We start from the raw sequence: 24,345 nt of genomic DNA, 5'->3' as shown, positions 1-24,345 counted from the left end.
AACGGCGACGGCTGGTAAAAGGAAGGCTTGGGTGCCTGTCTGGGCTTGGCGTGGGTGGCTCAAGCTGCTGAAGGGGGGCACAAGCACAAAAAAATGCCCCGGCGAACCGGGGCATAACCATGTGCAACAACACAACGTCAGAAAGGAAAGAGTAGAGCCTTAGGCCGACCGTCCGAAGTGATACGGCGACAGGCGATAGAACGGATTCAGAGGGTGGTAGCCATCGTAGGCTTTTCCGGCCTGAGAGAAGCGGGCACGCAGGCCTCCCAAGAGGAATGCCAGAGCCCCACCTACCATCGGCAAGACCAGGAAGTACAGCAGGACGGCAGCAACGATCGTTTGCATGATGGGACTCCAGAAAATTGCATACATTATTCCTGCCGTCTGTCATGGTGTCGTTCAGCTTACGGACGCCTGCGTGTGTCTATGCGACATGTAGAGTTTTTAACCAACTGATTTTCAATAAAAAACCGGAGCCAGGCTCCGGTTTTCCCAGACAGTACGGAGGCCTCAGACGTCCTGGCCTTCCAGGATGCCGTCGTGGGTGGCCGAGCGCTTGGGCAGGATCAGGTTGAGCACGATGGCCAGGATGGAGCACAGCCCCACCCCCGCAAGTTCGAGCCCGCCCAGCTTCAGCGTCAGGCCACCGATACCGGCGGTGAGCACCACCGAGATGATGACCAGATTGCGCGGCTCCATCAGGTCCACCTTGGCTTCGATCAGTGTCTTGAGGCCGATCGATGCGATGGTGCCGAACAGCAGCACCATGATGCCGCCCATTACCGGCATCGGGATCGATTGCAGCAAAGCGTTGAACTTGCCGAAGAAAGCCATGCAGATGGCGAACACCGCAGCCCAGGTCATCGTGACCGGGTTGAAGTTGCGTGTGATCATCACCGCACCGGTTACCTCGGCATAGGTGGTGACCGGCGGACCGCCGATCAGGCCGGCCACGCATACCCCGAGGCCGTCGCCCGCCAGTGTGCGGTGCAGGCCTGGGCTCTTGGTGTAGTCCTTTCCGGTGACGCCACCGATGGCCATGACGCCGCCAATGTGCTCGATGGAGGGGGCGATGGCCACTGGCAGCATGAACAGCGCAGCGGCCCAGTTCACTTCCGGAGTGTGGAACGCCGGGACGGCGAACCAGGGCGCATCGACCAGTTTGGCGAAGTCCACCACGCCCATGAAGGCAGCCACGATGTAGCCCACCGTTACGCCGGCCAGGATCGGCACCAGACGGAACATGCCCCGAGCGAAGATGGAGACCACAATGGTGGTGGCCAGCGATACGGCGGCGAGAATGAGCGAGGTCTCGTAGGGAATGACCTGCTTGCCCCCCGCCAGGCCCATGGCCATGCCGGAGGCTGCAGTGGCGACGGAAAGGCCGATGATCATGATCACAGGGCCGATCACCACCGGGGGTAGCAGGTGGTTTACGAGCGCCATGCCACGCCAGCGCACGATGGCTGCGAACACGAAGTACATGAAGCCGGCGCAGAACAGGCCGAACATGGTGGCGGCCTGCCCCCAGGTGTGCATCGAGTAAATGATCGGGCCGATGAAAGCGAAGGAGGAGCCCAGGAAGATGGGGACCTGGCGTCCGGTGCATACTTGGAAGAGCAGGGTGCCGATACCGGCGCCCAGCAGGGCCATGGCAGGGTTGAGGCCGGTCAGCAGGGGCACCAGCACCAGCGCGCCAAAGGCGACGAACAGGATCTGGGCCCCGGAAACCGCCTGCTTGACGGATTGGAACATGTCGGTTGGTCCTCGTGGAAAGGTTGGGAATCGGTTGCGGGCGCTCGCTCTGGCGGCGCTGCGGCGCCCGTTCTCAAAAAAACGCCGCTGATCCCGGAAGGAAAAAGCGGCGTTTTCGCTGTGATCGCTGTCCTCAGCTGTGTTTGGTGCCGAAGATCTTGTCCCCGGCGTCACCGAGGCCGGGAATGATGTAGCCCTGCTCGTTCAGATGGCTGTCGAGCGAGGCGGCATAGATCTGCACGTCCGGATGGGCCTCGTTGACGATCTTTACGCCTTCGGGGGCCGCAACCATGACCACGGCCTTGATCTGTCGGCAGCCTTTGCGCTTGAGCAGGTCGATGGTGGCCACCATGGAGCCGCCGGTTGCCAGCATCGGATCGATGATGAGGGCGATGCGCTCGTCGAGACTGTCCACGAACTTGTCGAAGTAGGGCACAGGCTCCAGCGTCTCCTCGTTGCGGTACAGGCCGACGACGCTGATCTTGGCCGAAGGCACGAGATCGAGCACGCCGTCGAGCATGCCGAGGCCAGCGCGCAGGATGGGCACGACGGTAACCTTCTTGCCTTTGATCTGTTCGACCTCGATCTCGCCGCACCAGCCCTGGATGGTGGTTTTTTCCAGTTCGAAGTCGCGGGTGGCCTCGTAGGCGAGGAGGCGGGCCAGTTCTTGGGTGAGCTGGCGGAATTTCATGGTGCTGATGTCGCCTTCGCGCAGCAGCCCGAGCTTGTGCTGCACCAGCGGGTGGCGCACAACCGTAATGTTCATGGTTTCCCTACCTGTGAGAAAGCCGTTTTCGCGCCGGTAACGTCCGCAAAAACGGCTTTTATTCTGGATAAACGAAACCGGCAGACGGGCTGCCGGCTGGGTTACGGACGGCCTTGCCGTTCGTTCACGCGGTATGGGCGCGTATTCTAGCCGTTTTCCCATGCAGAAATCCACGGGATTAACCCTTGGGCCGGCAAGGGTGGGCTGCAGATATAGCCCTGCACGGCGGTGCAGCGAATCTCCGTCAGCACCGCCAGGTCCGCCGCATCCTCCACGCCGATGGCCACCGTGGTCAGCCCGTGCTTCTCGCCCAACGCCACGCTCTCGCTCAGGATGGAGAGCAGGTGGCTGTTGCTGGCCGCTCCGTGTACGAAGGCCCGGTCCATTTTCAACGCGCTGAAGCAGCGGTTGTCGATCTTCTGCTCCAACCCGAAGCCTACCCCGAAGTCATCCACCGCCACGCCGAACCCCTGGGCACGCAGGGCCATCAGTTGCGGGGCGGCGGTGTCCCAGTGCTGGCGCAAGGTGTTCTCGGACAGCTCCACCATCAGGTTGGCCGGCGGCAAGCCGGCGATGCGCGCCTTCTGGGCAATGTAGGCGGGCAGCTGCTGGTCGGCCAGCGACAGGCCGGAAAGGTTGATCGAAACGAACAGGTCGTAACCGCTGTCCAGCCAGTCGCGGCAGGCGTATAGCGACTTTTCCAGGATCAGCTCGGTCAGCTCACGCATCATGCCGCGCTCTTCCATGACCGGGACGAAGGTGACCGGCGAGAGCACGCCCAAGGCAGGATGATGCCAGCGGGCCAGGGCTTCTGCTCCCAGTACCTTGCGGTCCGCCAGGTTTACGATCGGCTGAAAGAAGGGCACCAGCTGGTCGTTGACGAGGGCTTGCCAGATTTCGTCGAGCGGCATCGCGCTCTTAGCGGTGGAGGTGGGCGGGAAGACGGACATAGGCATGAGCGGTGGCAGAATCAGCCCAGATTCTATGTCAGCCGCTTGCGCTGCAGGAAGGGGTTGGCCGAAAAAGAAAACCCGCCTTGCGGCGGGTGTGGTGTCAGGCGTCGCTGCCGGCGGGCTTGAGCAGCGTTTGCAGCTCACCGGACTGGTACATTTCGTACATGATGTCCGAGCCACCGACGAATTCGCCGTTGACGTAGAGTTGAGGAATGGTGGGCCAGCTGGAATAGTCCTTGATGCCCTGACGGATCTCCGGATCGGCCAGTACGTCTACGGTGACGAATTTGTCTACACCACAGGCCTTGAGGATCTGGACGGCGCGGCCGGAGAAGCCGCACTGCGGGAACTGGGCCGAGCCCTTCATGAACAGCACGACCGGGTTCTCGGTGACGGTTTGCTTGATGGTGTTCTGGATATCCATGGCAGTTTCCTGGTTGGCGGGCCGGGCAGATGCCGCAATACCCGAGTAAATACATGGGGTATTTTACGCGTCTGCCCGTGCGGTGGTCAATTTGCGCCCGGTGCCGCGGTTGGCTTCGCCGCAGCCGGGTGCAGGATGAGGCGTGCCTGGCCTTCGTACAGTGGACGGCGCGTGAGAAAGCGCGACAGGTTGGCAGCGATCAGGGCGGTGGCCATCAGCGGAATGATCATGGTGGAGGAGTCGGTCATTTCCATCACGATCACGAAGCCGGTGAGCGGCGCGCGGGTCATGCCGGCGAAGAAGGCCACCATCCCCAGCAGGATGACCGGCGTGGCCGGCAGGAAGGGCAGCAGCTCGGCCATGTTCAGTCCAAGGCCCGCCCCCACGGCCAGCGACGGCGCGAAGCTGCCGCCCGGCGCGCCACTGATGAAGCTGAGCAGCATTGTCACCAGCTTGAGCAGGCCATAGTTTTCGAGCCCTTCCGGATGGCCGGCGAGAATGTCGCTGGCACGGAAATAGCCGGTGCCAAAGGTGGTGCCGCCACTGGCGATGCCGATGAGGGCGATCACCAGCCCGCAGGCCGCCGCGAACAGCACCGGAAAGCGCAGCCGGCAGGCGTGCAGCGGGCCGGGCAGACGTTCGCTCAGGCGTAGCATCACTGTCGCGGTCAGCCCGCCCAGTACGCCACCGAGCACCGCGCACAGCGGAACTGCAATCCAGCTGGCGCCCAGCTCGAGCTCGGCGGCCGAAGCCCGACCGAAGTAGGTGTCGTTGCCCATGACGGCAATGGCGGTCAGACCGGCGAGGATCACCGAGAAGAGGATGGTGCGGCTGGCTCGCTGGTCGAAGGTGCGGCCCATCTCTTCGATGGCGAACACGATACCTGCCAGCGGGGTATTGAAGGCGGCGGCCACGCCCGCCGCGCCTCCGGCGAGGATGAGACTGCGGGCTTGGCCTTCGTTGCGGTAAGTGCGCCGGCTTAGGGAATACTTGAGCGCGGCCCCCACCTGCACAATCGGCCCTTCATAACCGAAGGTGGCGCCCGAGGAGATGCCAAGCAGCGTGAGCAGCATCTTGCCCAAGGCGGCACGCAGGCTCAGAAAGCGGTCGCGCAGTACGCTGCCGGCGGGCTCCAGCGTGACGATGGCCTGCGGGATGCCCCCGCCTGCGGCACCCGGGAAGTAGCGGTGCATCAGCCAGACCGACAGACCGAGCCCAAAGGGGGTAATCAGCAGCGGCCAGTAGCGCGAGTGGTCATAGATCTCGAAAAACAGCTCGTGCGACAGCCGGCTGCCGCCGGCAAAAAGGCAGGCCACCAGTCCGATGAGCACGGCGGACGCCCATACCGGGCCCCAGCGGCGCCAGACCGTCAGGGACCAGTACAGGTAGCGGAACTGACGGCGGAGCCGCCGCCGCGTCTTGGAGCGTCCAGTGGGCACGATAGCAAATATTTGGATGGTCTAATATTTGCAGTTTAGTTTGTGTCAGGCTGTTTGACCAGAACGGTGGCAAAGAATCCGTCGGTATTGTGCAGATGGGGCTTGAGCTGCAGCATAGCCCCAGTGTCGAGCCCGACTTTCTGTTCGGCGAGCACTTCGTTGGCCGGCACAATGGCAAAGTCCGGGTGCGCAGCCAGGAAGGCTTCCACGATGGACTCGTTTTCCTGGGGTAGCAGGCTGCAGGTGGCATAGACGAGGCGTCCGCCGGTCTTCACCAGACGGGCTGCCGCGGCGAGGATGCTGGCCTGCTTGGTGTTGAGTTCGGCTACGCTCTCCGGGCTCTGGCGGTACTTGAGGTCGGGGTTGCGGCGCAGAGTGCCCAGCCCTGAGCACGGTGCGTCCACCAGCACGCGGTCCACCTTGCCCGCCAGCCGCTTGATGCGGGTGTCGTTCTCGTGGGCGATCAGCTGCGGATGCACGTTGGAAAGGCCGGAGCGTGCAAGGCGCGGCTTGAAGTTGGCCAGACGCTTCTCGGACACGTCGAAGGCGTATAGCCGACCGCTGGAGTGCATCTGCGCCCCCAGGAGGAGCGTCTTGCCGCCAGCACCGGCGCAGAAGTCCACCACCATCTCGCCCCGGCGGGCGCCGGTGAGCAGCCCGAGCAGCTGGCTGCCCTCGTCTTGCACTTCCACCACGCCTTCCGTGAACAGCCGGTGCCGGTTGAGAGCGGGCTTGCCCTGCAGGCGGATGCCCCAGGGAGAGTAGGGCGTGGCCTCGGCAATGAAGCCCTCGCGGTTGAGGATAAGCAGGGCTTCGTCGCGCTTCATCTTCAGCGTGTTGACACGCAGGTCGAGCGGGGCCGGTTCCATCAGGCCGCGCCCTAGGGCCAGTACCGCCTGCGGATCGGTTTCGGCCAACCTTTCGATGACCCAGGTCGGCAGTTCTGCGGCCACTTCCAGCGTATCGGGCAGCGTCCGACCCTTGATCTCGCCCAGCCAGGTGCGCTCGGTCTCGTTGGTAATGGCCGTCAGCTCGCGCAGGTTGGCGCCCCGCAGGCGCACCAGCGCCACCAGTGCCAGACGCCGGGCGCTGGGTTTCTGCGGCGCTACCAGGGCACGAAGCGACTCCAGACGGCGCAGCACGGCAAAGGCAGTTTCGGCGATCAGATGGCGATCACCACTGCCGAGCTTGTTGTGTTCGCGGAAATACGCCGACAGTACGGCGTCGGCGGGCCGGTCGAAACGGATCATCTGGCCGATGACAGCCTCGACATGTGCGAATTGTGCAGAATTGATCATTGAGTCACAGGTTGAAATGCCGGTTACCAGATGGACTTGCCATCGATTTCGATGCGGTCGATCCGCTGTTCCAGCTTTTTGTCATTATCGGTACGCAGGATGCGTACCGGCAGGTTGGAAAGTTCGGGCGCCAGCCAGAATTCCGTTTCCTCGTCGTTGCCGCGCGCCTGGACCACGATGGCGCGGATCGGGCCACGCGGCGCCTTGAGGGTGTTCTGTCCCGCCTGCGTCAACGGGTATTGGTAGACCTTCTTGCCAGTGGTCAGCTGCAGCGGCACACCATCGCTTTCGAGCCCACGCAACGCCAGCTGCCAAGCCACGCTCAGGATGTCTTGAGCGCCCGCCGCCAGCGGGGCTTCACGGCTTTCGCGGTCGCCATACTCCAGCTTCTGCGCGCTCCAGTCGAAGCGTGCGTGCTCGCGCTGGTCGCTGTTGCGCCAGGCGGTGTAGCTGTCCGGTCGCAGCCCGGCCTTGGTCACGCTGCCTTCGGATACGTAGCGCAGATTGGGGCCGATCACCGGCGTCAAACGGGTTTCCAGCCGGTAGCGGTTGCCGGTGTTCTCCCACTCGACGCGCCCGGTGCCGGCACGCATGCCATTGTAAAACACCTGATAGTAGAGCGTGGCGCGTTTGGGAAAGCGTGCCGGCGCCTCCACCTCGCCGGCGGCCGCTTCCGCTCCGCCTTTTGGGGCAGCCGGCGGCGCTGGTGTCGTGGCTGCCGCTGCCAGCTTCTGGGTTTCTCCCACGGGCTGCAGGTCTTGGCCCGGCGTGCCAGCGACAGTAGTGGCTTCCTCAGGGGCAGGGTTGGCCGAAGCGTCCGCTGGAGCGGCTTCGGCCGCGGGGGCACTGCTTTCGCCGGGGCGGTTGGCAGGGGCGGGGCCCATCAACCGGGCGGGGGGCGCGTCCGCAGGGCGTGCATCCGGCAGGCCGGCCGGTGTCTGGATCGACGGGCCGATGCTCGGCGGTGGCGGCTCCGGCTCGGTGGCCTGCGGCATCAGCCGTGCCACAATCGGACGCAGTACCCCGATGCCGTCGTCGGCATGGCTGTCCCGCGTCCAGCCCACACCCAGCAGGGCCAGGTGCACGAGCACCGAGACCAGCAGGGCAGCAGCCAGGGTACGGGGGGCAGGCATGGACGACTCCTTTCTGTTTTCAGGTTAGACGGTCGGTACGACCAGTGCTGCGGGCAATGCCGCCACGCCGCGGTGGCGGACCCGTCCGTCTTCGATGACGAGCGAGCCCTCCACGAACCAACGCACCGCAGCCGGATACAGCTGATGCTCCACCTGCAACACGCGTGCCGCCAGGGTGTCCGGCGTGTCAGCATCGTGGACCGGCACCACACCTTGAGCCACGATCGGGCCGTGGTCCAGCTCGGCGGTGACGAAATGGACGGTACAGCCGGCGACCTTGCAGCCGGCTTCGATGGCGCGCGCATGGGTGTGCAATCCGGTGAAGGCCGGCAGCAACGAGGGATGAATGTTGAGCATGCGGCCCTCGTAGCGGCGCGTGAAACCGGCGGTAAGAATGCGCATGAAGCCGGCCAGTACCACCAAGTCGGGCGTGAAGCCGTCCACGGCTTCGGCCAACGCCGCGTCGAAGGCTTCGCGCGATGGATAGGCCTTGTGGTCCAGCGCCACGGTGGCAATGCCCCGTGCGGCGGCCCAGGCCAGCCCGGCGGCGTCCGGCCGGTTCGAAATCACTGCAGCAATCCGCGCGCCGGGTGGGGTGGCCTCCACGATGGCCTGCATGTTGGAGCCGCGGCCAGAAATCAGGATGACGATGTTTTTCATGGCGATGCCAAGGATGGATACGGCCCTGAAGGGCCAAAAGCAAGCGCCGCCAGCAGCGGCCGGCGGCGCAGGAAGCGGGATGGGCGGGAGTCAGCCGACCTGCGTCTGGTGCTCGCCACCTTCGCGGGCACGTACCTGTCCGATGCGGTAAACCGTTTCCCCTTCTCCGGTCAGCAGCGCCATCGCGGCTTCGGCGTCCTCTGGCGCCACGATCACCACCATGCCGATGCCGCAGTTGAAGGTGCGGTACATCTCCTGCGCCTCAACGTTGCCTTGGGTCTGCAGCCACTGGAACAGCGGAGGCATCTCCCAGCTGGCGGCGTCAATCTGGGCCACGGTGTCTTCGGGCAGCACGCGCGGGGTGTTCTCGGTGATGCCGCCACCGGTGATGTGCGCCATGCCCTTGACGTTCAGCTTCTCCATCAGCGCCAACAGCGGCTTCACGTAGATGCGGGTGGGGGCGATGATGGCCTCGCGCAACGTCTTGCCACCATCGAAGGGCGCATCCAAGTCCGGCTGGGCGCGTTCGATGATCTTGCGTACCAGGCTGTAACCATTGGAGTGCACGCCGTTGGACCGCAGGCCCAGCACGACGTCCCCGGGGCGGATCTCGCGGCCGGTGATAACCTTGCTTTTCTCGACAACGCCAACGGCAAAGCCAGCCAGGTCGTACTCGCCCACCGGGTACATGCCAGGCATCTCGGCGGTTTCGCCACCGATCAGCGCACAGCCGGCCTGCTCACAGCCTTCGGCAATGCCCTTGATGACCTGGGTGGCCTGCGGAACGTCCAGCTTGCCGCACGCAAAGTAGTCCAGAAAGAACAGCGGTTCGGCGCCCTGTACCAGGATGTCGTTCACGCTCATGGCCACCAGGTCGATGCCTACGGTGTCATGACGGTTCCAGTCGAAGGCGAGCTTGAGTTTGGTGCCCACACCGTCGGTGCCCGAGACGAGCACCGGCTCTTTGTATTTCTTGGAGATTTCCACCAGTGCGCCGAAACCGCCGAGGCCGCCGAGAACTTCCGGGCGCATGGTGCGCTTGGCGAACGGCTTGATGTTTTCGACGAGCGCGTCGCCCGCATCGATGTCGACGCCGGCATCACGGTAACTGAGGGACGGGGTGTTCAAGTTCGACTCGCTTTCTGCTGGTTTCCGGCCTGCGCGGGCGGCGCCATGGCCGGCCTTGTGGGTGGCCCGAGGTCGCATCGGGGGCCGGGATAGTTTCACGTCAAGCTTTCTGTTCACGAAAGCGCCTGTATTTTAACCGAATTTTCCCGGTTTCGGGGCGGCGTACTCCGATGGGGCCGCCCGGTCGTGTACATGGTTTTGCCGTGGGGACGTATCGTCGTAAAATCGGGGCATTGCCTCTCTTCGGCCAACCTGTCCGTCTGAACCGTCGCACCGTATCTTGGACCAGCTCGTACTCGACCTTTCCCCCACGCCCCTGCCGGCGTTCGACAATTTCGTCGCCGAGCGCAACCGCGAGATCATCGCGGCGCTGACCCATCCGGGCGACGAGCGCTTCGTCTATCTGTGGGGGCCGCCGGGCAGTGGCAAGACCCATCTGCTGCAGGCGTGGATCGCCCACGCCGAAACGCTGGGGCGCGCCTCGATCTATCTGGATGCGCGGGTGGAACCCTTGCCGGACTTTGCCCGCGAGGCCAGCTTCATCGCGGTGGACCATGTGGACGAGCTGCCCCCCGATGACCAGATCACGCTGTTCTCGATCTACAACTCGCTCAAGGAAGGCGGCGAGGGGCGGTTGCTGATGGCGGGCCGCCGACCTCCGGCTGCACTTGAAGTGCGTGACGACCTGCGCACCCGCATCGGCTGGGGGCTGGTGTTCGCGGTGAACCCGCTCTCGGACGACGACAAGCTGGCGGCGCTGCGCGCCCATGCCGCGGACCGGCAGCTGTCTATTCCCGACGATGTCTTCCGCTATCTCCTGACGCACTGGCGCCGCGACCTGGCCAGCCTGACGGGCATGATCGACATGCTGGACCGCTATTCACTGGCTCTGCGGCGGCCGATCACCGTGCCCCTGGTGCGCAACATCCTGCAAACCGCTCCGAGCGAATGATGACTCCCACGCACAACCTTGCCCTTTTCGACCTCGACAACACGCTTCTGGCCGGTGACTCCGATCACGAATGGCCCCGGTTCCTGATCCGCCGCGGCCTGCTGGACGAGGCGCACTTCGCCCGACAGAACGATCACTTCTATGCGCAGTATCAGGCAGGCACGCTCGACATCCAGGAGTTCCTGGCCTTCCAGCTCGCGCCGCTGGCGCGCTTTTCCCGCGCGGAGCTGGATGCACTGCATGCCGAGTATCTGGAACAGCACATCCGTCCGATCATCCCGGCGCGGGCGCGCGAACTGCTGGCTGCCCATCAGGCGGCCGGTGACGTGGTAATGATCATCACCGCCACCAACCGCTTCATTACCGGCCCCATCGCCCGGGAGCTGGGGGTGGAACACCTGATCGCCGTGGAGCTGGAGGAGGGGGCCGATGGACGCTTCACCGGCCGGCCCACCGGCATCCCGAGCTTTCAGCACGGCAAGATCCAGCGCCTGGAAGCGTGGTTGGCCGAACGGGGCGAAACGCTGGGCAGCTATCCGAAAAGCTTCTTCTACAGTGATTCGCGCAATGATCTGCCGCTGCTCGAGCGGGTGACCGACCCGGTAGCGGTGGACCCGGATCCGACGCTGCGCGCGATCGCCGAAGCTCGTGGCTGGCCGGTGATCTCGCTGCGGGGCTGAGCATGCTGGACCTGCGACGGGCCACCCTCGCCGATCTGCCGGCTCTGCTCCGTCTGGTCAACCGTGCCTACCGGCCGGCGCAGGGGGAAGGCGGCTGGACGCACGAGTCCGCCCTGCTGCGCGGGGAACGCATCAATCTTGACCAGTTGTCGGCGCTGGTGGCCGGCCCGGGGGAGGTCTGGCTGGGAGGTCGTGCCGGGGTATTGCTTGCCTGCGTTTATGTGGAACCCGGCCCTGATCACGGCTACGTGGGCATGCTGGCGGTAGAGCCGGCGTGCCAGGACGGCGGGCTGGGCTCGGCCATGCTGGCCTGTGCGGAGGCACGGCTGCGCGACGTGCACGGATTGCCGCTAGCGCGGATGAGCGTGATCTCGGCCCGACCGGAACTGCGCGCGTTTTATCTACGGCGCGGCTACCAGCCCACCGGCGAGCGGCTACCTTTCCCGATGGACGCGGGTGCAGGCAGGCTGCTGCAACCGGGTCTGGCGCTGGAAGTGCTGCAGAAACCCCTGATTTCTTGAGCGACGGCCCCTACATGGACAAACTGGAACAGTTCCTCACCCGCGCGGAAGCGCTGCTGGCCCGGCTGGAGCCGCTGTTGCCCCCGGCGATGCCCGAACCCGACTGGACGGCTCCGGCTTTTCACTGGCGTCGCCAAGGGCTGGCCGGCTGGCTGGAGGCCATCCACGCGCCCCATACCGTGGCCCTGGATGACCTGACCCATATCGACCGGCAAAAGGCGCAGATCGTGCGCAATACCCGCCAGTTCCTGGCAGGGCGGCCCGCCAACAACGTGCTCTTGACAGGGGCGCGGGGCACAGGCAAGTCCTCGCTCGTGAAGGCACTGCTGGCTGCTTTTGCCAGCAACGGCCTGCGCGTGATCGAGGTGGACAAGAGCCATCTGGTGGACCTGCCGTTGATCGTGGCGCGCGTGGCCGAGCGGCCGGAGCATTTCATTCTTTTTGCCGACGATCTTTCCTTCGAGGAAGGCGACGACGCCTACAAGGCACTCAAGACCACACTGGATGGCGGGCTGGCCCGGCGCGCCGGCAACCTGCTGGTCTACGCCACTTCCAACCGGCGTCACCTGATGCCCGAGAAGGTCAGCGAGAACCGCGATGTGCAACAGCACGATGGCGAAATCCACCCCGGCGAGGCCATCGAGGAAAAGGTGTCGTTGTCGGACCGCTTCGGCCTGTGGCTGTCTTTCTACCCCTTCGACCAGCAGGCGTATCTGGCGGCCGTGGCACGCTGGCTAGCCCATTTCGGTTTGCCCTGCGACGAGGCCGCCGAGCGCGCCGCCTTGCAGTGGAGCCTGATGCGCGGCAGCCGGTCGGGCCGTGTGGCGTGGCAGTTTGCCTGCGACTGGGCCGGGCGCGACGCGACCAATGGCCCCGACGCCTGACCCCGAACCTTCGGCCAACCTTCTGACGGCTTGCGCCCGCCTCTCGGGCGGACGCTTGCGGAACTTCAATATGACCTCCCTATCCCCGAATCCTTCTCGTCTGCTGGTCGTGGCCGGTGCGCTGATGCGCCCGGATGGCAGCTTCATGCTCGGCAGCCGCCCCGAAGGCAAGCCCTATGCAGGGTACTGGGAGTTTCCCGGCGGCAAGGTGGAGCCGGGCGAGACCCCTTTTGCCGCGCTGGTGCGTGAGTTCAACGAGGAGATGGGCATCCGGGTCGAGGCGGCCACCCCCTGGCTGACCCGGGTGCATCATTACGAGCACGCCACCGTCGAGCTGCGCTTTTACCGTATCTGGCGCTGGGCAGGCACGCCACAGCCCCAGGAAGGCCAGTCCTTCGCTTGGCAGCAGCCCGGCGCGCCTTCGGTGGCGCCGATGCTGCCGGCCAACGGGCCGATCCTCAAGTCGATGGAGCTGCCATCAATGTTTGCCATTACCTGTGCCCACCTGATAGGGGAGACCGCACTGCTCCAAAGGTTGGCCGAAGGCCCCGCCTTGCCTTGGGTACAGGTGCGGGAACCGCAAATGGATCGCACACGGTTGGAGCACTTCGTCGCCCAGGTGGCCGGCATCGTTCACGCCCGCGGTGGAAAGGTGGTAGTCAATGCTGATCCGGCGTGGGTAGAAGACTGGCCGGTGGACGGAGTGCATCTGCCCGCCCACCGCCTTTGCGCACTTACTGCCCGGCCGGCGTTTGCGTGGGTGGGTGCCTCGGTGCACAACGCGCAGGAGCTGGAGTTGGCGGGAAAGCTGGAGCTGGATTACGCATTGCTCGGCCCGGTGAAGAAAACAGCCACCCATCCGGAAGCGGTACCGATCGGCTGGGATGGTTTCGAATGCCGGCTGGCGGCCGGCGCGCGCCTGCCCGTCTACGCTTTGGGCGGACTGACTAAGACCGATCTGGAGGCCGCCCGCGCTGCCGGCGCTCACGGTGTGGCGCTGATGCGGGGAGCATGGCAATGAACGCTCGACAGAAGAAGTGGCTGGCCATCGGTGTGGCCTTGATGCTCCTGGGGGGGCTGAAGATCGGCCTGATCGTGCACTATCTTCGTCAGGCGAGCAGGGTGCCGGTGCAGACCGTTGCCTGCAACGACCTGGGCCGTGGCTGTAGGCTGCCCGGTGGCGGCAGTGTGCATTTTGTCACGCCGCCTGCCAATGGTCGGCCATTCGAGATCGTGCTGACAGGCGCGGGGGGGCAGGCACCATCAGCCGAGTTTTCCATGCAGGGCATGGACATGGGGTTCAACCGCTACCGGTTCGTGGCCGATGGCAAGGTCTGGCGGGCACGGGTGACGCTGCCGGTCTGCAGCACCGGTCGCGCCGACTGGCTGATGACGCTGGAGGTCGATGGCCGGCATTACCAACTGGGCTTCACAGTGAGCTGAAAGGCTCCTTGCCAAAAACAACGGGCGCTTGGGGCGCCCGTTCTTGCTCAGCGAGACCGGCTCGGGATTACTGTGCTGCGGAAGCGGCCTTCTTGTGGGCTTTCTTGTGCACGGCTTTCTTGTGAACTGCCTTCTTGTGGGTAGCCTTTTTGGCCGCAGCCGGTTGGGAGGCTTCAGCCTTGGCAGCCGGAGCAGCGGGTGCAGCCGGGGTGGCAGCAAAAGCGGCGGTGGCGAAAGTACCAGCAATCAGGGCGGCAAGCAGTTTTTTCATGGCCAAATCCTTTTATCCAGAAGTATGGAAAGCAACGGTAACACTGGCGTTGTCTTGTTCAACCAGTCCCCTCCATAACGCAGCCTTGGGCAGGACGGTTGACAGGTTTTTGGCCCGACGCGTGAAAAGTGTGCAGCCATAAAAAACGGACCCGAGGGTCCGTTTTTTATGGTGCGAAAGGCGGGCTTACTGGCCGACCGAGCCCGAGCCGCTGCCGGCGGTGCTGGCACCCATACCCGAGGACGAGCCGGTGGTGCTGCCAGAGGTACCGTTGGTGCCGGAAGTACCGCTACCGCTAGTGGTGCTGCCAGCGCCCGAGGTGCCAGCGCCACCTTGGCCCAGGGTGCTGCCGTTACCCATACTGCTGCCCTGTTGGCCGGTGGTCGTGCCCTGGTTGTAGGTGTTGTAGGTGGAGTCCTGCGCCGGACGGTTGTTGCTGCGGGTGGTATTGGTGTTCTTGGTTCCACGGTTGTTGTTGGCGCCATTCTTCTTGGTTGCGGCGGACGGAGCCGAAGCCGAGGCCTTGCCCCCTGCGGCGGCCGAGCCGGATTGCGACCAAGTGGGCGAGCCGGAGCCGGTGTTACCGGTACCCGAGGTGGACGGCGTTGCGGCGAAGGCGCTGGTGGCCACGAAAGCGGACGCGATCAGTGCAGCAGACAACTTTTTCATCATGTATTCCCTATGGTTGCGTTGACGGATCGTCGTAAGCGGAGCGCTTCGACAAGCAGTAGGGAGATACGGGCAATTTCGATGCCTGCTGTTATTAGTTCTTTTATATTTGTTTATAAATTACAACAGGTAATCCAGGGCCAGACCGGCAAAAATGACCGCGCCCACCCGGTTGTTGTCGTTAAAGGCCTTAAAGCAGCGCGCGCGGTCACGGTCGCGGATGTCGAAATACTGCATACCGATCAACACGACTGCTGCTAGTAGTCCGGCCGCGTAGAAGATGCCCCGCCCGGTCAGCACGCCCAGCCAGGCCATCAGCCCGATGAACACCGCATGGCACAGCATGACCGCGCTTACATCGTGGTCACCGAAGGTGAGGGCAGAGGTTTTGATGCCGATCTTGATGTCGTCCGGCTTGTCGACCATGGCGTAAGCCGTGTCGTAGGCCACCGTCCAGAATGCGCTGGCACACAGGATCAGCCATGCCAGCGCCGGTACTGTACCCGTCTGCGCGGCAAACGCCATGGGAGCGCCAAACGCGAAGGCGATGCCGAGGTAGGCCTGCGGCACCGGAAAGAAGCGCTTGGTGAACGGATAGGTGGCTGCCAGGAAAAGGGCCGGCAGGCTCATCAGAAGGGTAAGCCCGTTAAGCGGCAGGATGAGGAGGAAGGCCACCAGCGCTAGACCGGCGGCCAAGAGCAGTGCCTCGCGCTCGGTGACCGCACCGCGGGCGAACGGCCGCTGTGCGGTACGCTCCACGTGCGCGTCGAAGTGGCGGTCGGCGTAATCGTTGATCACGCAGCCTGCCGAACGCATCAGGAACGTGCCCAAAGTGAAGATCAGCACAACCCGCCACTCCGGGTGCCCGTTGGCCGAAATCCACAGTGCCCAGTAGGTCGGCCATAGCAGCAGCAGTGTGCCGATGGGCTTATGCAGGCGCATCAGGTGCGCGTAGTTGTACAGTCGGGTGTGCAGTGTAGCGGTCATGACAGCAGAAACCTTTCTAGCGTGGGCAGGAACGCCTCGGCCACGATCAACGGGGCGCCGTCGCGCAGGAAGCGAGAGCGGCGTGCCGGCAGGTGCTGCAGAGGGGTATGCAGGCCGGCGGCGTCACGCGCCAGCCGGACCAGGGGGTGGTCGTCCCCGGCCCGACAGTAAGCCAGTGGGCTGCGCTCCAGGTCGTCCAGCTCTCCGAACAGCGTGAAGCCGAGTGACCGGCCCCCGCGTTCGAGCACCTCGCGCCAGAAAGTGGCATCCGGGGGGGTGACACTGCGCGCGGCCACCACTGGCGTGTCGGACAGCGTCAGCAGCACATGACGTACATAGGCCGGACTGCCTGGCGGCAGGCCCAGCCACTGCGCCTCGTCGGCGGCCACCTCGGCCATGCCCTGCATGACCACGGTCACGCCGAAGGGATGGCCGGTGGCGATCAGGTGCTCGGTGAGCGAGCCGCGCGCGGTCAGGCAGGCAAGCAACGCAGGGGGAAGGCGCGGCGGGCTGGGGTGCCAAGGGGTGTGGGCAATCATGGCGCGCATTATGCCAAAACGCGACGCAGGCTGTCCCCTAGCCGCCGCCTGGGCGGCAGGGGCGGGTTATCCCGCTGGGCGATGCTGCACCGCAAGGTTATGATGACGCTTTTGGTCCGACGACCTGCAGGACGCCTGAACCCATCATGATCGAATCGCTGATCTGGCTGCTGGGCTACCAGCTCGCCGGTGAACTCGTTAGCCGTGCATGTGGCCTGCCGATTCCCGGCGCGGTGCTCGGCATGCTCTTCCTTTTCATTACGCTGTGCTGGCGGCGCGGGACACCGGCCGTGCTGGCCAGCCACGTGCCGGCTTTCCTCAAGCACCTGTCGCTGTTGTTCATTCCGGCCGGCGCGGCAGTGCTTGCCTACCGCGACCTCCTAACCGGCCATGCGCTGGCGATCGCCTTCGTGCTGGTGGCCTCGACGCTGGTCACCCTGCTGGTGCCGGCCGCCGTGCTCAGGCTGGCGCTGCGCCTGCGCAGCGAAAGACGGGGATAGGGCCATGCTGGAGTTCATCCGTACCTCGCCCCTGGTGGCGATTTTCGTCACGCTGGTGGCGTATCGTGCAGCCATCGCCATCAACCGTCATTTTCGTGGTCATCCGCTGTCCAATCCGGTACTGGTAGGCTGCCTGCTGCTGCTGGCCTGGCTGGTGGCCACCGGTACCACCTTCGATCACTACATCCGCGGCGGGCAGTTCATCCAGATGCTGCTGGGGCCGGCCACGGTAGCGCTGGCAGTCCCTCTGTACAGCAATCTGGCCCGCCTGAAGCGGGCGGCGCTTCCCTTGGCGCTCTCTATCGGCATCGGCGGGCTGACCGGTATCGTCAGCGCCGTCGGGTTCGGCGCGGTGGCAGGCCTGCCCCATGAAGTATTGCTCTCGCTGTGCACCCGGGCCGTCACCACCCCGATCGCCATGGGTGTTTCGCAGGGTATAGGGGGCATTCCCGAACTTTCGGCGATGTTCGTTATCCTCTCTGGAATCTTCGGTGCGGTGATCGTCAAGCCGCTGTTCGGCTGGCTGAGACTGAGCGACGAGACGGTGCTGGGGGTCTCCACGGGCATTGCCGCGCACGGCATCGGCATGGCGCGGGTGTTCCAGATCTCCGAGCCGGCCGGTGCCTTTGCCGGGCTGGCCATGGGTCTGAACGGCCTCTTCACCGCCGTCGTGGTGCCGCTCCTGGTTGGCTTCATCCATCCTTAAAGCCGCCGCAACCGCGCCGAAACGCCCTTTTGGTATGCTTGTGGCCAATCAACGCGATACCGGAGGGAGGAGAGATGGATCTGATTCTGTGGCGCCACGCGGAGGCCGAGGAAGGTTCGGATGACCTGGCGCGCGCCCTGACGCGCCGTGGCCAGCAGCAGGCCAGCCACATGGCGGCCTGGCTGCGCCTGCGTCTGCCGCGGGACTACCGCTTGTTGGCCTCCGAGGCTATCCGTTCTCAGCAGACAGCCGCGTTTCTCGCCAAATCCTATGAAGTGTTGCCCGCCCTGAACCCCGATGCCGATGTGGACAGCGTGCTGGCCGCCGTCGGCTGGCCCGAGGGGGAGGGTACAGTGGTGCTGGTAGGGCATCAGCCCTACATCGGACGCACCGCAGCCCGCCTGCTGGCGGGCGAGCCGCAGCTGTGGAGCGTAAAGAAGGGCGCGGTCTGGTGGCTGCAGCACCGGGCACGCCACGGCATTGAGCAGGTACGACTGAAGGTGATGATGACGCCGGGCGTGCTGACCGCCAACGACTAGCCCCGGTGTGGCCTCTGCACCGCACCGGGGCTTTCTTCAGGCCCGTGCCCTTTATGGGCAGACGTTCTGGCCGGCTGGCAGACCGCGCCCTTCGGCCAACCTTGCCCGCAGCCGGTGGGCCACCCGCACCATGTTGCCCAGTGCGGTTTCTACTTCCGGCCACTGGCGTGTCTTGAGACCGCAGTCCGGGTTGACCCAAAGACGGGCTGCCGGCACTGTCTCCAAGGCGCGCTCCAGAAGACGAGTGATCTCCGCCTCCTGAGGGATGCGCGGGCTGTGGATGTCGTATACCCCAGGTCCGATGGCATTCGGGTAGGCAAAACTGCCGAAGTCGTCCAGAAGCGCCATGTCCGACCGCGAGGTTTCGATGGTGATCACGTCTGCATCCAGGTGCACGATGGCTGGCAGGATGTCTCCGAACTCCGCATAGCACATGTGCGTATGGATCTGCGTGGCATCGTCCACACCCGCCGAGGCGAGGCGGAAGGCTTGGCCCGCCCAGTCCAGATAGTCTGCCCACAGCGCCCGCGACAGGGGCAGCCCCTCGCGCAGCGCCGGCTCATCGATCTGGATGATGCGGATGCCGGCGTTCTCCAGGTCCAGCACTTCATCGTTCAGCGCCAGCGCGATCTGCCGGCACACCAGGCTGCGCGGCAGGTCGTCGCGCACGAAGCTCCACTGCAGCAGGGTGACTGGCCCGGTCAGCATGCCCTTGACCGGACGCGACGTCAGGCTCTGCGCATACACCGACCACGCCACGGTCATCGGTGCCGGGCGGGCCACATCCCCGTAGAGGATGGGCGGCTTCACGCAACGGCTGCCGTAGCTCTGCACCCAGCCGTGCTCAGTGAAGGCAAACCCCGAGAGCTGCTCGCCGAAGTATTCCACCATGTCGTTGCGCTCGGCCTCACCGTGCACCAGCACGTCCAGCCCCAGCGCTTCCTGACGACGGATGGCGGTTTCGATCTCGGCCCGCATCCGCTGCTCGTAGGCAGACTGGTCCAGCTCGCCCTTGCGGAAGGCGGCCCGTGCGCTGCGGATGGCCGGGGTTTGCGGAAAGGAGCCGATGGTGGTAGTCGGCAGAAGTGGCAGCTTCATCCAGGCGGCCTGACGGGCGGCACGCACCGGGTAGGAGCTGGCACGCCGGTCGCTGCCCGCGGGCAGCGCTTTCAGACGGGCCGCCACCTCCGGGCGGTGGATCAGCGGGCTGCTGCTGCGCAGCTGCCGGGCAAAACGGCTGCCGGCCAGTTCGCTGGCCACCGCATCACGCCCTTGCTCCAGCCCGCGCTTGAGGGTCTTGAGCTCGTTGAGCTTCTGCACAGAGAACGCCAGCCAGAGTTTCACGTCCTGCGACAGCCGCGTTTCCTGGGCCACATCCAGTGGGCAGTGCAGCAGCGAGCAGCTCGGTGCCAGCCACAGTGTTTCGCCCAGTTGACCGTACACGGGCTCCAGCCGGTCGAGCCAGTGTTCGAGGTCAGCACGCCAGACGTTGCGGCCATCCACCACGCCCGCCGACAGTACGCGCCCCGCCGGCCAGTGTTCGAGGAAGGTCTCCAACTGCTCCGGCGCCCGGACCAGGTCCAGGTGCAGGCCGGCCAGCGGCAGCGCGGCCAGACGCGCCGCATGGGACGCTACGCTGCCGAAGTAGGTGGCCAGCAGCAGCCGCACCGGGGCCTGGGCCAGACGCCGGTAGCAGGTGTCCAGCGCCGCTAGCCATGCCCCGGGAAGATCCAGCGCCAGGATAGGCTCGTCGATCTGTACCCAGTCCGCCCCGGCCGCTGCCAGCGCCTGAAGCAGGCTTGCATACGTCTCGACGAGGGCGGGCAGCAGCGACAGCCGGTCGAAGGGGGCGCCGCGCACCTTGCCCAGCCACAGCAGCGTTAGCGGCCCCACCAGCACGGGTTTGGCCCGCATGCCTAATCCCTGGGCGGCCTGCAGGGCTTCAAGCAAGGGCGCAGGGTTGGCCGAAAAGCAGGTATCGACCGACCACTCCGGCACCAGGTAGTGGTAGTTGGTGTCGAACCACTTGGTCATTTCCAGCGCGGGTTGTTCCGCAGTGCCACGCGCCAGGGCGAAGTAGCCTTCGTTGTCGAGCTGCGCTGCATTCAGCCCAAAACGCTCCGGTAGCGCACCGACCAGGATCTGGGCATCCAGTACATGGTCGTAGAGCGCGAAATCACCGACCGGGCTGATGTCCACTCCGGCGCCCTTCTGCAGCAGCCAGTGACGCTGCCGTAGTTGGCGGCTGCCGGTGTGAAGGGCCGTGGCGTCGATGCGGCCGTGCCAGTAGTCTTCCAGCAATGTCTTGAGCTCACGCCGCGCACCGATGCGCCCAAAGCCCAGCAGATGGATGGTGGTCATGGTTCACCTCGTCTCAATGAAGTGATTTCATCATCTGGGTTGCGGCATAATGAATCAAACGCATTATTTTTATATTTTGCATGAGTGTGATTCATGAAGCCCAGCCTGCTCGAGCTACGTCACCTGCGTACCCTGCTGACCTTGGCCGAAACCGGCAGCGTGTCGGCTGCGGCCGACCGCCTGTTCCTCACTCAGTCCGCCCTGTCTCACCAACTGCGCCAGCTGGAGGCGCATTACGGACTGAGCCTGTTCGAACGCAAGAGTCAGCCCGTGCGCTTCAGTCCCGCCGGAGAGCGGCTGCTCACGCTGGGGCGCGAGGTGCTACGCGCGGTGGAGGACGCGGACCGTGCCTTGGCCCGGCTGCGGGAAGGCGAGGCCGGTTCACTGCGGATTGCCGTGGAGTGCCACACCTGCTTCGACTGGCTGATGCCGGCGATGGACACCTTCCGCAGCCACTGGCCCGCGGTGGAGCTGGACATTGTCTCGGGGTTTCATGCCGACCCGGTGGGCCTGCTGCTGACGGGGCGGGCCGATGTGGCAATCGTGTCGGAAGCCGAGGCACAGCCTGAGGTATGCCATCAGCCGCTGTTCGCCTATCGCATGGCAGGCATTGCAGCGCGTGATCACCCGCTTGCTGAAAGGAAAGTGTGGCAGGCGGAGGACTTTGCCGACGAAACGCTGATCACCTACCCGGTGCCGGACGCCATGCTGGACCTGGTGCGCAAGGTGCTGCGGCCGGCCGGGGTGAGCCCGGCGCGGCGTACCTCGGAGCTGACCGTAGCCATCATCCAGCTGGTGGCCAGCCGGCGTGGCATCTCCGCCCTGCCGCTCTGGGCCGTCAAGCCCTATCTTGAGCGCGGATATGTGGTGGCGCGCCCGATCGGCCAGCCGCCCCTGACAAGCGAACTGTACGCTGCCTGTCGCACGCAAGACGCGCCGCTCGCTTATATGCAGGACTTCCTCGACACCGTGCGCGGTACGGCGTTCGCTACCTTGCCCGAGCTGGCGCCACTTTCTGTCCTGCCCGACGGCGCAGGGCCTTCTCCGCTTCTACCAGCAGAAAAGTGACCCCACCGCATCCAGCCACCGCCAGCCATTCGCCCGCCGAGAGCGGCGCCGTGCCGAACAGCCGCTGCATCATCGGCAGACCGGTCAGCGCGGCCTGCAAGAGCAGCAGCACGCCCACGGCCCAGGCCACCGCCGGGTTAGGCCGGCGCCCACCCCGCGGCCAGGGGGCTGCCAGCAGGGCGCGGCTGTTGAAGAGATAGCCGATCTCGGTGGCGACCATGGCATTGACGGCCAGCGTGCGGGCTTGGGCCACCGTGCTGCCGTTTGCCTCGGCCCAGAGATAGAGCGCAAACGGTAGCGCCACCATCAGTGCGCCCACGAATACCAGCCGCCACACGAACAGCCCGTCCATCAGCCGCGCCTCAGGTGGGCGTGGCGGACGCTGCATCACATCACCTTCGGGCGGCTCGAAGGCCAGCGCCAGCGCCAGCGTGACGGCGGTGACCATGTTGATCCACAGGATCTGCAGCGGGGTGATCGGCAGGGGTACCCCCGCCAGGATGGCCGCGACGATGATCGCCGCTTCACCGGCATTGGTGGGCAGGATGAACAGGATGGTCTTCTTCAGGTTGTCGTAGACGGTCCGGCCTTCTTCCACCGCCCGCACGATCGAGGCGAAATTGTCATCGGTCAGCACCATGTCGGCGGCTTCGCGCGCGGCATCGGTGCCCTTGGCTCCCATGGCCACACCCACATCGGCACGCTTGAGGGCGGGGGCATCGTTCACCCCGTCACCGGTCATCGCAATCACCCGTCCCTCGGCCTGCAGCGCCTTCACCAGCCGCAGCTTGTGCTCGGGGCTGGTGCGGGCAAACACGTCGGTGTCGCGGATGGCTTCGGCCAACGTGGTGTCGTCCAGCACCTCCAGCTGGGCCCCGGTCAGTACGCGGCGCCCGTCACCGATGCCCAGTGCCGAACCGATGGCCACGGCCGTGGCTGCATGGTCGCCGGTAATCATCTTGACGCGGATTCCGGCAGACTGGCATGCCCGCACCGCTTCGCGCGCTTCCTCGCGCGGCGGATCGATCAGGCCCACCAGGCCTAGCAGGGTCAGCCCGCCTTCGAGCAGGCTCTCATCGAGCTCGGCCTCCACCACATCCGGAACGGCTGCGAGCGCCAGCACGCGCAGACCCCGCGCCGCCAAGGCATTGACCCGTTCCTGCCAAAAGCCGACCTCCAGCGGTATCGGCCCTTGGCCCGACAGCGCGCTGACTGCCCGGGCCAGGATCACCTCCGGCGCGCCCTTCAGGTAGGCCACGCGGTGGCCCTGATGATCATGATGCAGCGTGGCCATGAAGCGCCGTTCCGACTCGAAAGGGAGGGTGTCCAGCCGGGGCAGGCGGGCAAGCAATGTTTCAGGCGGCAGACCTGCCTTGTGCGCCAGTGTGAGAAGAGCCCCCTCGGTGGGGTCGCCCTCCACCTGCCACTGGCCGTCGCGTACATAAAGCCGGGCATCGTTGCACAGGGCGGCCGCCCGCAGCAGCGGCGCAAGCGTGGGCAGCGTGCCCGCCTCCAGCGGCTGGGCCTCTCGCAGCAACCGACCCTCAGGCGCATAGCCGTTGCCTTCGGCCACGAGGGCCGCGTCGGCCAGCATGATCTCGGCCACCATCATCTCGTTGCGGGTCAGCGTGCCGGTCTTGTCGGTGCAGATCACGCTGACCGCACCGAGGGTCTCCACCGCCGGCAGCTTGCGCATGATCGCCCGCCGCCGTGCCATGCGCTCCACACCAATGGCAAGGGTAATGGTGACGATCGCTGGCAACCCCTCCGGCACTGCGGCCACAGCCAGCCCCACGCCGGCGAGGAACATCGCTTCCCAGCTCTCGCCGCGCCAGTACACACCCAGCAGCAGGGTGAGGACGGTGACGGCCAGGATGACACCGGTCAGCCAGCGGGCGAAGCGGTCCAGCAGGCGGGTAAGCGGGGTCTCGCGGCTCTCCACGCCGGCCAGAAGCGTGGTGATGCGGCCAAGTTCGGTTTCGCGACCGGTGGCCACCACCACACCCTCTGCCTGGCCATAGCTGACGACCGTGCCGGCATAGGCCATGTTGTGTCGTTCGGCCAACGGGGTATCGGCCCGGCAGGGCGCCTCGGACTTTTCCACCGGCACCGACTCACCGGTCAGCGCGGATTCGTCCACCCGCAGCGCACGCACCTCCACCAGCCGCAGGTCGGCCGGCACCTTGTCGCCGCTTTGCAGCAGCACGATGTCGCCTGGTACGAGTGAGGCGGCCTCCACCTCTTGCCGCTGGCCGCCCCGCCGTACCAGTGCGCGGGGCGCGAGGAGGGTGCGGATGGCCGACAGTGCACTTTCGGCCCGCCCTTCCTGCAGCGCACCGATTACGGCATTGATCAGCACCACGCCCAGGATCACGCCTGTGTCCAGCATGTCCCCCAGCCAGGCCGTGACGCCCGACGCGGCAAGAAGGATGTAGATCAGAAGGTTGTGGAACTGGCGGAAAAAGCGTTGCAGCAAGGTCTGCGGGCGGGCCTGGGGCAGGGTGTTGGAGCCATGGTGTGCGCGCCGCTGGCAAAGCGCCGCATCGTCCAGTCCGTCGGTGGACGTTTCAAGAGTGGCCAGGGTCTCTGCGGCACTTAGGGCGTGCCAGTCGCTGGGGGCGGCCATGGGCGATCCTTCATGACATTGGGTTCTGAAGGATAGACGACTG

General features: G+C 65.3%; 26 protein-coding genes. 10 read left to right on the top strand and 16 right to left on the bottom strand.

What is annotated here, in order from left to right:
* Window positions 1-159: 159 nt before the first annotated feature.
* The 10 genes from EV669_RS06030 to purM form a co-directional block, all read right to left on the bottom strand.
* The gene (locus tag EV669_RS06030; protein WP_055433149.1) at window positions 160-345 is read right to left on the bottom strand and encodes a hypothetical protein; all 186 of its coding nucleotides are present in this window, start codon (window positions 343-345) and stop codon (window positions 160-162) included.
* A 165-nt stretch (window positions 346-510) separates the two neighbouring features.
* Window positions 511-1,755 carry a uracil-xanthine permease family protein gene (locus EV669_RS06025; protein ID WP_054284564.1) on the bottom strand — a complete coding sequence of 415 codons (1,245 nt, stop codon included), beginning with the start codon at window positions 1,753-1,755 and terminating at the stop codon, window positions 511-513.
* Between the two features lie 133 nt (window positions 1,756-1,888).
* Entirely contained in the window at window positions 1,889-2,521 is a 633-nt protein-coding gene (upp, locus tag EV669_RS06020; RefSeq protein ID WP_132098157.1) for a uracil phosphoribosyltransferase, read from the bottom strand.
* Window positions 2,522-2,667: 146 nt separating this feature from the next.
* The gene (locus EV669_RS06015) at window positions 2,668-3,477 is read right to left on the bottom strand and encodes an EAL domain-containing protein (RefSeq protein WP_132098156.1); all 810 of its coding nucleotides are present in this window, start codon (window positions 3,475-3,477) and stop codon (window positions 2,668-2,670) included.
* A 97-nt stretch (window positions 3,478-3,574) separates the two neighbouring features.
* On the bottom strand, window positions 3,575-3,898 hold the full coding sequence (gene grxD / locus EV669_RS06010) for a Grx4 family monothiol glutaredoxin (protein ID WP_054284567.1): 324 nt from the start codon (window positions 3,896-3,898) through the stop codon (window positions 3,575-3,577).
* Window positions 3,899-3,984: 86 nt separating this feature from the next.
* Window positions 3,985-5,337: a chloride channel protein gene (locus EV669_RS06005; RefSeq protein ID WP_055433147.1), complete on the bottom strand. Its 1,353-nt coding sequence runs from the start codon at window positions 5,335-5,337 to the stop codon at window positions 3,985-3,987.
* Window positions 5,338-5,372: 35 nt separating this feature from the next.
* Entirely contained in the window at window positions 5,373-6,632 is a 1,260-nt protein-coding gene (locus tag EV669_RS06000; protein ID WP_207913803.1) for an RsmB/NOP family class I SAM-dependent RNA methyltransferase, read from the bottom strand.
* Between the two features lie 26 nt (window positions 6,633-6,658).
* Window positions 6,659-7,768 (bottom strand): DUF3108 domain-containing protein, encoded by a 1,110-nt coding sequence (locus tag EV669_RS05995; RefSeq protein ID WP_132098154.1) that lies wholly within the window; start codon window positions 7,766-7,768, stop codon window positions 6,659-6,661.
* Between the two features lie 24 nt (window positions 7,769-7,792).
* Entirely contained in the window at window positions 7,793-8,428 is a 636-nt protein-coding gene (purN, locus tag EV669_RS05990; RefSeq protein WP_055433145.1) for a phosphoribosylglycinamide formyltransferase, read from the bottom strand.
* A gap of 90 nt (window positions 8,429-8,518) precedes the next feature.
* The gene (purM, locus tag EV669_RS05985) at window positions 8,519-9,556 is read right to left on the bottom strand and encodes a phosphoribosylformylglycinamidine cyclo-ligase (RefSeq protein WP_054284764.1); all 1,038 of its coding nucleotides are present in this window, start codon (window positions 9,554-9,556) and stop codon (window positions 8,519-8,521) included.
* A gap of 280 nt (window positions 9,557-9,836) precedes the next feature.
* On the opposite strand from purM, the gene hda reads away from it, so the two are divergent.
* The 6 genes from hda (at window position 9,837) to EV669_RS05955 (ending at window position 14,036) form a co-directional block, all read left to right on the top strand.
* Complete coding sequence (gene hda / locus EV669_RS05980; RefSeq protein ID WP_132098153.1) at window positions 9,837-10,508, top strand: DnaA regulatory inactivator Hda; 672 nt, start codon at window positions 9,837-9,839, stop codon at window positions 10,506-10,508.
* Window positions 10,508-11,188: a histidinol-phosphatase gene (locus tag EV669_RS05975; RefSeq protein WP_132098152.1), complete on the top strand. Its 681-nt coding sequence runs from the start codon at window positions 10,508-10,510 to the stop codon at window positions 11,186-11,188. Before hda ends, EV669_RS05975 begins: the two co-directional genes overlap by 1 nt.
* 2 nt (window positions 11,189-11,190) lie before the next feature.
* Window positions 11,191-11,709 (top strand): GNAT family N-acetyltransferase, encoded by a 519-nt coding sequence (locus tag EV669_RS05970; RefSeq protein WP_132098151.1) that lies wholly within the window; start codon window positions 11,191-11,193, stop codon window positions 11,707-11,709.
* Window positions 11,710-11,723: 14 nt separating this feature from the next.
* The gene (locus tag EV669_RS05965; RefSeq protein ID WP_132098150.1) at window positions 11,724-12,593 is read left to right on the top strand and encodes an ATP-binding protein; all 870 of its coding nucleotides are present in this window, start codon (window positions 11,724-11,726) and stop codon (window positions 12,591-12,593) included.
* 70 nt (window positions 12,594-12,663) lie between these two features.
* Window positions 12,664-13,614: a Nudix family hydrolase gene (locus EV669_RS05960; RefSeq protein WP_132098149.1), complete on the top strand. Its 951-nt coding sequence runs from the start codon at window positions 12,664-12,666 to the stop codon at window positions 13,612-13,614.
* The gene (locus tag EV669_RS05955; protein WP_054284576.1) at window positions 13,611-14,036 is read left to right on the top strand and encodes a hypothetical protein; all 426 of its coding nucleotides are present in this window, start codon (window positions 13,611-13,613) and stop codon (window positions 14,034-14,036) included. Before EV669_RS05960 ends, EV669_RS05955 begins: the two co-directional genes overlap by 4 nt.
* A gap of 67 nt (window positions 14,037-14,103) precedes the next feature.
* On the opposite strand, the gene EV669_RS05950 is transcribed toward EV669_RS05955, so the two are convergent.
* The 4 genes from EV669_RS05950 to EV669_RS05935 all read right to left on the bottom strand — a co-directional run bounded on the left by EV669_RS05950 (window position 14,104) and on the right by EV669_RS05935 (window position 16,502).
* Window positions 14,104-14,307: a hypothetical protein gene (locus EV669_RS05950; RefSeq protein WP_054284577.1), complete on the bottom strand. Its 204-nt coding sequence runs from the start codon at window positions 14,305-14,307 to the stop codon at window positions 14,104-14,106.
* 186 nt (window positions 14,308-14,493) lie between these two features.
* Window positions 14,494-14,976, bottom strand: a complete 483-nt coding sequence (locus EV669_RS05945; RefSeq protein WP_132098148.1) for a hypothetical protein — start codon at window positions 14,974-14,976, stop codon at window positions 14,494-14,496.
* A 120-nt stretch (window positions 14,977-15,096) separates the two neighbouring features.
* Window positions 15,097-15,963 carry a 4-hydroxybenzoate octaprenyltransferase gene (gene ubiA, locus EV669_RS05940; protein WP_132098147.1) on the bottom strand — a complete coding sequence of 289 codons (867 nt, stop codon included), beginning with the start codon at window positions 15,961-15,963 and terminating at the stop codon, window positions 15,097-15,099.
* A complete protein-coding gene (locus EV669_RS05935) occupies window positions 15,960-16,502 on the bottom strand; it encodes a chorismate--pyruvate lyase family protein (RefSeq protein ID WP_318271340.1) in 543 nt (180 codons plus the stop codon). Before EV669_RS05935 ends, ubiA begins: the two co-directional genes overlap by 4 nt.
* Window positions 16,503-16,648: 146 nt before the next feature.
* On the opposite strand from EV669_RS05935, the gene EV669_RS05930 reads away from it, so the two are divergent.
* The 3 genes from EV669_RS05930 (at window position 16,649) to EV669_RS05920 (ending at window position 18,247) form a co-directional block, all read left to right on the top strand.
* Window positions 16,649-17,002: a CidA/LrgA family protein gene (locus EV669_RS05930; RefSeq protein WP_054284581.1), complete on the top strand. Its 354-nt coding sequence runs from the start codon at window positions 16,649-16,651 to the stop codon at window positions 17,000-17,002.
* 4 nt (window positions 17,003-17,006) lie between these two features.
* A complete protein-coding gene (locus EV669_RS05925; protein ID WP_132098145.1) occupies window positions 17,007-17,708 on the top strand; it encodes an LrgB family protein in 702 nt (233 codons plus the stop codon).
* Between the two features lie 74 nt (window positions 17,709-17,782).
* A complete protein-coding gene (locus tag EV669_RS05920; protein WP_055433136.1) occupies window positions 17,783-18,247 on the top strand; it encodes a SixA phosphatase family protein in 465 nt (154 codons plus the stop codon).
* Between the two features lie 51 nt (window positions 18,248-18,298).
* Here the strand turns inward: EV669_RS05920 and metE are convergent, their stop codons facing one another.
* Window positions 18,299-20,608: a 5-methyltetrahydropteroyltriglutamate--homocysteine S-methyltransferase gene (metE, locus tag EV669_RS05915; RefSeq protein ID WP_132098144.1), complete on the bottom strand. Its 2,310-nt coding sequence runs from the start codon at window positions 20,606-20,608 to the stop codon at window positions 18,299-18,301.
* A gap of 93 nt (window positions 20,609-20,701) precedes the next feature.
* Here metE and EV669_RS05910 point away from each other — a divergent pair, with 93 nt between their 5' ends.
* A complete protein-coding gene (locus EV669_RS05910; protein ID WP_132098143.1) occupies window positions 20,702-21,676 on the top strand; it encodes a LysR family transcriptional regulator in 975 nt (324 codons plus the stop codon).
* On the opposite strand, the gene EV669_RS05905 is transcribed toward EV669_RS05910, so the two are convergent.
* Window positions 21,597-24,302 (bottom strand): cation-translocating P-type ATPase, encoded by a 2,706-nt coding sequence (locus EV669_RS05905; RefSeq protein ID WP_132098142.1) that lies wholly within the window; start codon window positions 24,300-24,302, stop codon window positions 21,597-21,599. The two genes, EV669_RS05910 and EV669_RS05905, sit on opposite strands and share 80 nt — an antisense overlap.
* Between the last annotated feature and the right edge of the window lie 43 nt (window positions 24,303-24,345).

The organism is Gulbenkiania mobilis (genome assembly GCA_004346645.1).
Lineage (GTDB): Bacteria > Pseudomonadota > Gammaproteobacteria > Burkholderiales > Chromobacteriaceae > Gulbenkiania > Gulbenkiania mobilis.
This window is presented reverse-complemented; position numbering and strand designations above follow the sequence as displayed.

What these genes read in the sequence shown, in the direction of transcription:
- EV669_RS06030 (WP_055433149.1), bottom strand. Translation starts at nt 345, where the DNA reads ATGCAAACGATCGTTGCTGCCGTCCTGCTGTACTTCCTGGTCTTGCCG.
- EV669_RS06025 (WP_054284564.1), bottom strand. Translation starts at nt 1,755, where the DNA reads ATGTTCCAATCCGTCAAGCAGGCGGTTTCCGGGGCCCAGATCCTGTTC.
- upp (WP_132098157.1), bottom strand. Translation starts at nt 2,521, where the DNA reads ATGAACATTACGGTTGTGCGCCACCCGCTGGTGCAGCACAAGCTCGGG.
- EV669_RS06015 (WP_132098156.1), bottom strand. Translation starts at nt 3,477, where the DNA reads ATGCCTATGTCCGTCTTCCCGCCCACCTCCACCGCTAAGAGCGCGATG.
- grxD (WP_054284567.1), bottom strand. Translation starts at nt 3,898, where the DNA reads ATGGATATCCAGAACACCATCAAGCAAACCGTCACCGAGAACCCGGTC.
- EV669_RS05995 (WP_132098154.1), bottom strand. Translation starts at nt 7,768, where the DNA reads ATGCCTGCCCCCCGTACCCTGGCTGCTGCCCTGCTGGTCTCGGTGCTC.
- purN (WP_055433145.1), bottom strand. Translation starts at nt 8,428, where the DNA reads ATGAAAAACATCGTCATCCTGATTTCTGGCCGCGGCTCCAACATGCAG.
- EV669_RS05975 (WP_132098152.1), top strand. Translation starts at nt 10,508, where the DNA reads ATGACTCCCACGCACAACCTTGCCCTTTTCGACCTCGACAACACGCTT.
- EV669_RS05970 (WP_132098151.1), top strand. Translation starts at nt 11,191, where the DNA reads ATGCTGGACCTGCGACGGGCCACCCTCGCCGATCTGCCGGCTCTGCTC.
- EV669_RS05965 (WP_132098150.1), top strand. Translation starts at nt 11,724, where the DNA reads ATGGACAAACTGGAACAGTTCCTCACCCGCGCGGAAGCGCTGCTGGCC.
- EV669_RS05960 (WP_132098149.1), top strand. Translation starts at nt 12,664, where the DNA reads ATGACCTCCCTATCCCCGAATCCTTCTCGTCTGCTGGTCGTGGCCGGT.
- EV669_RS05955 (WP_054284576.1), top strand. Translation starts at nt 13,611, where the DNA reads ATGAACGCTCGACAGAAGAAGTGGCTGGCCATCGGTGTGGCCTTGATG.
- EV669_RS05950 (WP_054284577.1), bottom strand. Translation starts at nt 14,307, where the DNA reads ATGAAAAAACTGCTTGCCGCCCTGATTGCTGGTACTTTCGCCACCGCC.
- EV669_RS05945 (WP_132098148.1), bottom strand. Translation starts at nt 14,976, where the DNA reads ATGAAAAAGTTGTCTGCTGCACTGATCGCGTCCGCTTTCGTGGCCACC.
- ubiA (WP_132098147.1), bottom strand. Translation starts at nt 15,963, where the DNA reads ATGACCGCTACACTGCACACCCGACTGTACAACTACGCGCACCTGATG.
- EV669_RS05935 (WP_318271340.1), bottom strand. Translation starts at nt 16,502, where the DNA reads ATGATTGCCCACACCCCTTGGCACCCCAGCCCGCCGCGCCTTCCCCCT.
- EV669_RS05930 (WP_054284581.1), top strand. Translation starts at nt 16,649, where the DNA reads ATGATCGAATCGCTGATCTGGCTGCTGGGCTACCAGCTCGCCGGTGAA.
- EV669_RS05925 (WP_132098145.1), top strand. Translation starts at nt 17,007, where the DNA reads ATGCTGGAGTTCATCCGTACCTCGCCCCTGGTGGCGATTTTCGTCACG.
- EV669_RS05920 (WP_055433136.1), top strand. Translation starts at nt 17,783, where the DNA reads ATGGATCTGATTCTGTGGCGCCACGCGGAGGCCGAGGAAGGTTCGGAT.
- metE (WP_132098144.1), bottom strand. Translation starts at nt 20,608, where the DNA reads ATGACCACCATCCATCTGCTGGGCTTTGGGCGCATCGGTGCGCGGCGT.
- EV669_RS05910 (WP_132098143.1), top strand. Translation starts at nt 20,702, where the DNA reads ATGAAGCCCAGCCTGCTCGAGCTACGTCACCTGCGTACCCTGCTGACC.
- EV669_RS05905 (WP_132098142.1), bottom strand. Translation starts at nt 24,302, where the DNA reads ATGGCCGCCCCCAGCGACTGGCACGCCCTAAGTGCCGCAGAGACCCTG.